The following is a 6,334-nucleotide window of genomic DNA, read 5'->3' as shown; positions in this document are numbered from 1 at the left end:
CTCATTCATCGAATGAGCGAAACCGCAAAAGTTCAAGCGCAAACCCAAAATCAATGGGGCAGAGACGGCGCATACGACAGATTTGGTAAAAATGCGGTTATCCCGATCCGATACCACGACGCGCCGGATGGCTATTTCTCCAGCTCTTATGGGTTTGGAAGTCTTAGTTTCGACCCTAATAAGCCCATAGAACCGCAAGCGGAATTAATAGTTGAGACGATCTGTAAGAGGCTTGAAGAGGATCGCATAGCGTCTGGAAGTCAACCGTTGTAGTCCAATATGTACGGATTTTTGTATCTTCCATTCACATCGTATTCACTCCAAAGAGACATTTACGCGAGGCTGCTCAAATTCGCGTAGGGCGGCGCTGAGGCACTCACTTCCCACTAAAACGTCGGTTCCTTCACGCGAGATCCAGATTTGGCGCCGTCGACTCCCGTGGCAAATCCTTCGAAATCACGACCGACAATAATCAGCGGCAACGACGCCAGTGATGCGATGCCGCCAATGATCAGTAGCGCATACGGCATCAACATACTTTGATTGTAATAGCCGCCAAATTGGACATTCTTCGCAATGGTCGCGAGCAGATCCCAGTAGCCATACGCGGACACCAGAGGGCCGATGAATAGGAAAGCGATTCCTAACCAGCCCACTCCATTAAATCTCTGTTCTATTTTCATAGGCGCCCCACCATGGCCACTGACTTAGAGACTCTTGTCGTTCAATTTTCAGCCGATTTCAAGCGTTTGGAGAACGCGATCAATCGGCAGCGTGGGCAATTCACGCGCCAGATGGGCCAGATGGAGAAGTCAGCAAACGCAAGCGTGCAGCGCATAAATGCGGCGCTTGGCAACATCGGCAAGGGCACGATGCAAGACCTCGCTGCTCCCCTAACTGGCATTACTGCCGCATTGGGCACGCGCGAGTTGATGCAGTATGCGGATGCTTGGACGCAGGCTGGAAACCTCATTCGTTCGTCAGCGACGGCAGCTGGAGTTGGCGCACGTTCGCTGAATGAGTTGAAGGACGGTGCGAACGAAGCTCGGACAAGTCTCGAAGCCTATACTGACCTATATGCTCGGCTGATCAGATCGGCCTCCGCCGTAGCCAAGTCGGAAGACGAGATTGCTTTGGCAACGTCGCTTGTCTCGAAAGCCTTTAAGGCTGGCGGTGCGTCCGCACAGGAACAAGCTGCTGGCATTCTCCAGCTCGGGCAAGCTTTGGGTTCTGGCGTGTTGCAGGGCGATGAACTCCGGTCGTTGCGTGAAAACGCGCCGGTCATTGCGAAGGCAATTGCTGACGAGTTTAAGACCACGATCGCAGGCTTGAAACAGCTTGGCGCCGATGGGAAACTGACGTCCGATCGCGTGTTCAAGGCTATCCTGAATGCTCAAAAGGGCATTGAGGCTCAGTTCAAGGCCACCAACGCGACGATTGCTGACGCCTTCACGCAGATTAATAACGAGTTTACCGCTTATATCGGCAATGCCGATAAGTCAGCTGGCGCGAGTAGGCAGCTGGTTCAGGCGCTGCAGTATGTTGCTGATAACTTCAAAGAAATAGCCGACGTTGTCGCAGCCTTTGCGACAGTGCTGATTACCGCGTTCACCGGTCGGGCAATCGCTGGGGTGGTGGTCGGACTTGGCCAGGCCGTTGTTGCATTGGGCTCATTCCTGACCGCACTCCGCACAGGTACGAGCATAGTTGCCGCCTTCAGTGCGTCGCTTGGGCCAATCGGCCTCTTGGCTGGGGCTGCGGCAGGTGCCGTCTATTTGCTCTACAACAATATGTCGTCTGGCGACCGTGTTGCGAAATCATTCAGCGATGCTGTCGACGAAAACAAGGTTGCGCTGGAAAATGCTGCTTCAGCTTCTCGTCAGTATCAGACTGAACTGACGAAGCAGATTAGTCTGCAGCTTGAAGCAGCCAAGGCGGCGTATACGCAGGCGAGCGCAGACGCCGACGCCGCCGACGAAAGAGCCAAAACATTCTATAGAATGACGGGCTTGAAATTCGAGCCGTTTGAATATGCCGCTGAAAGCGCTGGCAATAATGCCATCGCATTAGCCGGCGCGGTCGATAAACTCGAAGTTCAGCAGAAGCGTGCCGAAAAGATCCTCGCCTCAACTCCATCGGGCTACGGCGGCGGTATCGCGAACACACCAGACGACAAGAAGAAGGGCCGCACGAAGAAGACACCCGCTGAGCGGTTCGACAGTGACATCCAACGTATCACTGACCGCACATCGGCTCTTGTCGCGGAGACTGAAGCGCAGCGTCAGATCAACCCGTTGATTAATGACTATGGCTTTGCCATGGAAAAGGCGCGTACGGAGCAGGAACTGCTCAATGCTGCCCAGAAGGCGGGCGTTGCGCTCACTCCTGAGCTGCGAGCGCAGATCGCCCAGACCGCCGATCAGTGGGCACTTGCGAGTGCAGAGGCTAATAAGCTTGCCGAAGCGCAGAACCGTATTCGGGAAAACGCCGAAGACATGGCGGCCTTTCAGAAAGAATGGGTTGGAGGAATTGCCAGCGATCTTTTGAACGGGGCTGACGCGGCGGAGATATTCGCTAACTCTCTCGGACGCATCGCAGACAAGTTTATCGAGATCGGCCTTGCGAACATCTTCGATACCGACAAGGGCGGCTTCAATCTATTCGGCGCTCTGGGCGGCATTTTCCGCAAGAACGGTGGACCGGTAAAACGCGCAGGTGGTGGCATTGTCCGCGGTCCTGGCGGGCCACGTGGCGATAAAATTCCGGCGATGCTGAGCGACGAGGAGTTCGTCGTCAATGCAGCGGCTACGAAGCGCAATCGTGCGTTGCTGGAAGCCATCAACAGCGGGCGTGTTATCGGACTGAAAGACGGCGGCTCACCTTTGCGTGCGCCATCCATGCCGATCCTGCGGTCATCTGCTGCGACGCAGCAAGCGCAATCCGGTATTGCCGACGTTCGTGTCTTTGTGGATCGCGACGGCAACTGGCAGGCCGAGGTCGAACGCATCTCGCAGCGGAACGTGAAACAGGGGCTTACTGCTTTTGACAAAACAGGCGCCATGCGAACTGCACGCGATCTACGGCAAGTCAATTCAAGGGGGCTGGCAAGGTAATGGCTGAACTTCTTCCGACTGGCCTTCGATATCAGCCGACTTTCCCGGTCCTGAATCGCCCGGTTTCCATGTCTCAGTACGGGGATCGGGCGATTTCAGCGATTGAGAACGGCGATCCTTTCTGGACTTGGACGGCCAAGATTACAGCGTTGACGAATGCCAAGCGCAATTTGCTCGAGGCGTTCATCGATCGATGCCGCGGCGGTCAGGTTACGGTGCACTACACCCCAAAACACGTTTGCATCCCGCAAGCTTATTGGGGCGACGCTAATAACCCGGCAATAACTGGCACCGCGACGCTGGCTGCGATCAACGGCAATACACTTACGCTAAATGGCGTCGCAGTCGGTCTTAAACTGATGAATGGCGATTTGGTCGGGTTTACGGTCGGCGAATACAACTTCATCGCCCGCATCGTTGCTGATGCCACAGCAGCCAGCACGAGCGTGCAGGTGGAGATCGAGCCGTTCTTACCGTCCTACATCACCGTCGGCGCGGCAGTTCGCTTCAAGAGCCCGGTGATGAACATGCGGCTAATGCCGAAGACGTGGGAAATTGGCGACGGCAAGTTTCCCGATGCGTCGTTTCAGTTGATTGAGGTGCCGAAGTAGGCTTGCCTACCGTTGGCGCCGAGCGCGAATAGCACGAACCCAGGTATTGTTGAACATAATGGCGCCTATGACCAATGCGACGGCGCCAAGGGCGATCATGCCGAAAGCTACGCCTTGGTCTCCGAACTGCTGATATAACCAGCCCGTTTTTTCGACTGCTTGGGCTGGATTTCCAAGGCGAAGAACACCTTGGATCAAGGCACCAAAACCGACAATCAACATGCAAACACTTCTAATCATGCCGGCCAGATATCAGCTGGGCGCGGTTCAATCCACCCTTTCGATGATTTGGCGGTAACTAATGGCCTTCCCAGCACGTCTACAGCAATTGCTCGACGAGGGCAGGGGCAAGATAGCCTCGGCCGTCAAAGTCGAATTCGGTACCGGCACCTATGGCTTTTTCTCTGGCAAGGGGAGCGTGAGTTATGCTGGCCTTACGTACAACGGAAACACGCTGATCGACATCGACGAGCCTATGTATGCGCTCGGTACGGCTGCCCAGCCGGTGACGATGCGGTTGCCTGCCGCTGCTGATTTTGGGCTCACACCCGACAAGCTGAAGCTGATTGAGCAGGAAGACTACAAGAACCGTCCAGTCTCGTTCTACGACTTCTATTTCGACCCGGATACGAACGCGTTCCTTCACGCCGAGCCGACATGGTACGGCTATGTCGATACCATCGACCACCGCGAGGAAGGCGACAATGTTTGGCTGGAAGGCAATATCGAGACCGGTGCAGTCGACAATTTCCGCGAAGGCTATCGTTATGCCTCGCACGAGGATCAGCAGCTTGTTTCGTTAGGCGACATGCTTTTCGAGTACGCAGCGAGGATCAAGAATGAATTCTTCAAAATCAAATTCGGCTAGGGTGCAAGGATGGGATCGGGCGCTGGAAGATATTGCGACGGCCCACGTATCCATCACTCCCGAATGGGGCATCTCGGACTGCCTCATGACTGCGGCAGATGCGATTGAAGCGGTTATCGGTGAACATCCGCTTGCCGAGTTTCGCGGCAAATACAAAACGGAAGCCGGCGCCGCTCGCAAGATGCGCGCCAATGGCTGCGAGAGCGTCAAGGATGTGTTCGAAACCTATCTCCAGCTTGAGCCCGTCAATCGGCTCTCTGCTCGCCGCGGCGACGTCGGCGTTATGCTCATCAATGACGAATACGTCGCCGGTTTCATTTGCGGCTCTGGCTTTGCGGTCAAACAGCCTGCTGGTCTTACGTTTTTTCCTGTGACCGAAATCAAGCGGGCCTACAGGGTCGGCAGCTAACCACTACTACAATCAGCACCTTTGAAGGTCCGTCAGCAGCGGGCCTTTTTTGTTGCGCCTGCATGAGGCCGCCGTATGCCATTTTTAGCGCCTATCTTCACCGCTATCGGAGGCATCGTGTCGAGCGTGGCCGCATGGGCCGCTGCCAGTCCGATTCTCGCCGGTATCGCGCAGACAGCCTTCGGCATTGCGCTGAAATACGCCGTCAACGCGCTGTTTCCACCGAAAACGCAAAGCCGAGCGTCGGAGCTGGAAACCCAGTACGGAGCGAATATCCCGCGTTCGGTTATTCTCGGCACGTGCGCGACCGAAGGCCATCATATCTATCGGAACAGCTACGGCAGCGGCGGACGGCTCATCCAGGATGTGTTCGTTCTGTCGAGCTTTCGCATTACGTCTGTGCCTCGTGTTCGCTACAACGGTGAATGGCGCACGCTTATTGCGCAAGATGCCGACGGCTATTGGCTTGTGCCGAACGAAGGCACGAGCGGCGACGATCATGATAACGTCCGCGTCAAGTTCTACTACGGCACGATGGATCAGCAGGCCGAGCCGACGCTCATCAACAATGCCCGTCCTTCCGGACGCTGGACCGCGAACCATCGCGGCGCAGGTGTTGCTTATGCCATCGTGTTTTCGGAGTTGCGCAAGAATGGCGATGGCCTGACCTCGCCCGCAAAGCTGTTGTTCGAAGTCGTTGGCGCGCCGCTCTATGACTGGCGCAAAGACACTACGATGGGTGGTTCGGGCGCACATCGCTGGGACGACCAGAGCACCTGGGAATATTCCGACAATCCCGTTGTGCAGATTTACAATCTGGAGCGCGGATTCTTCAACGGCACTCAGCGCATGGTCGGCAAGGCTGTTCGCGCAAGTCGCCTGCCATTGGCTGAATACACCCAGGCGGCGAATATCTGCGACGAAGGCATGCCGGACGGTTCTAAGCGCTATCGTGCCCATGCGATTGCCAAGGACGGCCCCGGCGCCAACCACGACGCTAATCTGACGCCGATCCTCGAAGCGATGTGCGGCTCGTGGGTGGAGCGTGTTGACGGCGAATTCCCGATAGCGGGCGCTCCGCAGGCTATCGTTGCAACCATCACCGATGCCGATATCAAGCGTGGCGCACCGCTTCGCTTCAGCGCGAAACGCAAGCGCACCGAGCTAATCAACACGGTTGCGGCCTCATATGTCTCGCCGGATGATTTCTATGAAACGAAGGACGCGGCAACCCGCATCGATGCCGGTGCATTGGCTGAAGATCGCGAAACGCTTGCCAGCGCCATTCCATATGCAGCCGTCACTGACGTGCGGCAGGTGGACAGGCTGGCAG

At 56.1% G+C, this 6,334-nt stretch carries 7 protein-coding genes and 1 pseudogene; 6 read left to right on the top strand and 2 right to left on the bottom strand.

The genetic code is table 11. From position 1 onward, the window contains the following. The coding region (locus HWD97_RS23890) for a hypothetical protein (protein WP_371835775.1) at positions 1 to 273 on the top strand (273 nt) is incomplete at its 5' end. A 113-nt stretch (positions 274 to 386) separates the two neighbouring features. Here the strand turns inward: HWD97_RS23890 and HWD97_RS23885 are convergent. After that, on the bottom strand, positions 387 to 683 hold the full coding sequence (locus tag HWD97_RS23885) for a hypothetical protein (protein ID WP_371835774.1): 297 nt from the start codon (positions 681 to 683) through the stop codon (positions 387 to 389). A 12-nt stretch (positions 684 to 695) separates the two neighbouring features. On the opposite strand from HWD97_RS23885, the gene HWD97_RS23880 reads away from it, so the two are divergent. Continuing rightward, positions 696 to 3,113: a tape measure protein gene (locus tag HWD97_RS23880; RefSeq protein ID WP_371835773.1), complete on the top strand. Its 2,418-nt coding sequence runs from the start codon at positions 696 to 698 to the stop codon at positions 3,111 to 3,113. After that, positions 3,113 to 3,724 (top strand): hypothetical protein, encoded by a 612-nt coding sequence (locus HWD97_RS23875; RefSeq protein WP_371835772.1) that lies wholly within the window; start codon positions 3,113 to 3,115, stop codon positions 3,722 to 3,724. The genes HWD97_RS23880 and HWD97_RS23875 overlap by 1 nt, the downstream gene beginning before the upstream one ends. A 6-nt stretch (positions 3,725 to 3,730) precedes the next feature. Here HWD97_RS23875 and HWD97_RS23870 read toward each other — a convergent pair whose 3' ends face one another. Next, entirely contained in the window at positions 3,731 to 3,946 is a 216-nt protein-coding gene (locus tag HWD97_RS23870; protein WP_124916359.1) for a hypothetical protein, read from the bottom strand. 79 nt (positions 3,947 to 4,025) lie between these two features. On the opposite strand from HWD97_RS23870, the gene HWD97_RS23865 reads away from it, so the two are divergent. The 3 genes and pseudogenes from HWD97_RS23865 to HWD97_RS23855 all read left to right on the top strand — a co-directional run. Next, positions 4,026 to 4,592: a hypothetical protein gene (locus tag HWD97_RS23865; protein WP_371835771.1), complete on the top strand. Its 567-nt coding sequence runs from the start codon at positions 4,026 to 4,028 to the stop codon at positions 4,590 to 4,592. Beyond that, entirely contained in the window at positions 4,564 to 5,001 is a 438-nt protein-coding gene (locus tag HWD97_RS23860; RefSeq protein WP_371835770.1) for a hypothetical protein, read from the top strand. Before HWD97_RS23865 ends, HWD97_RS23860 begins: the two co-directional genes overlap by 29 nt. Positions 5,002 to 5,076: 75 nt before the next feature. Beyond that, positions 5,077 to 6,334, top strand: a pseudogene (locus HWD97_RS23855) (hypothetical protein); the annotation flags it as partial.

Source organism: Ochrobactrum sp. C6C9 (genome assembly GCF_022627935.1).
GTDB lineage: Bacteria > Pseudomonadota > Alphaproteobacteria > Rhizobiales > Rhizobiaceae > Brucella > Brucella teleogrylli.
This window is presented reverse-complemented; position numbering and strand designations above follow the sequence as displayed.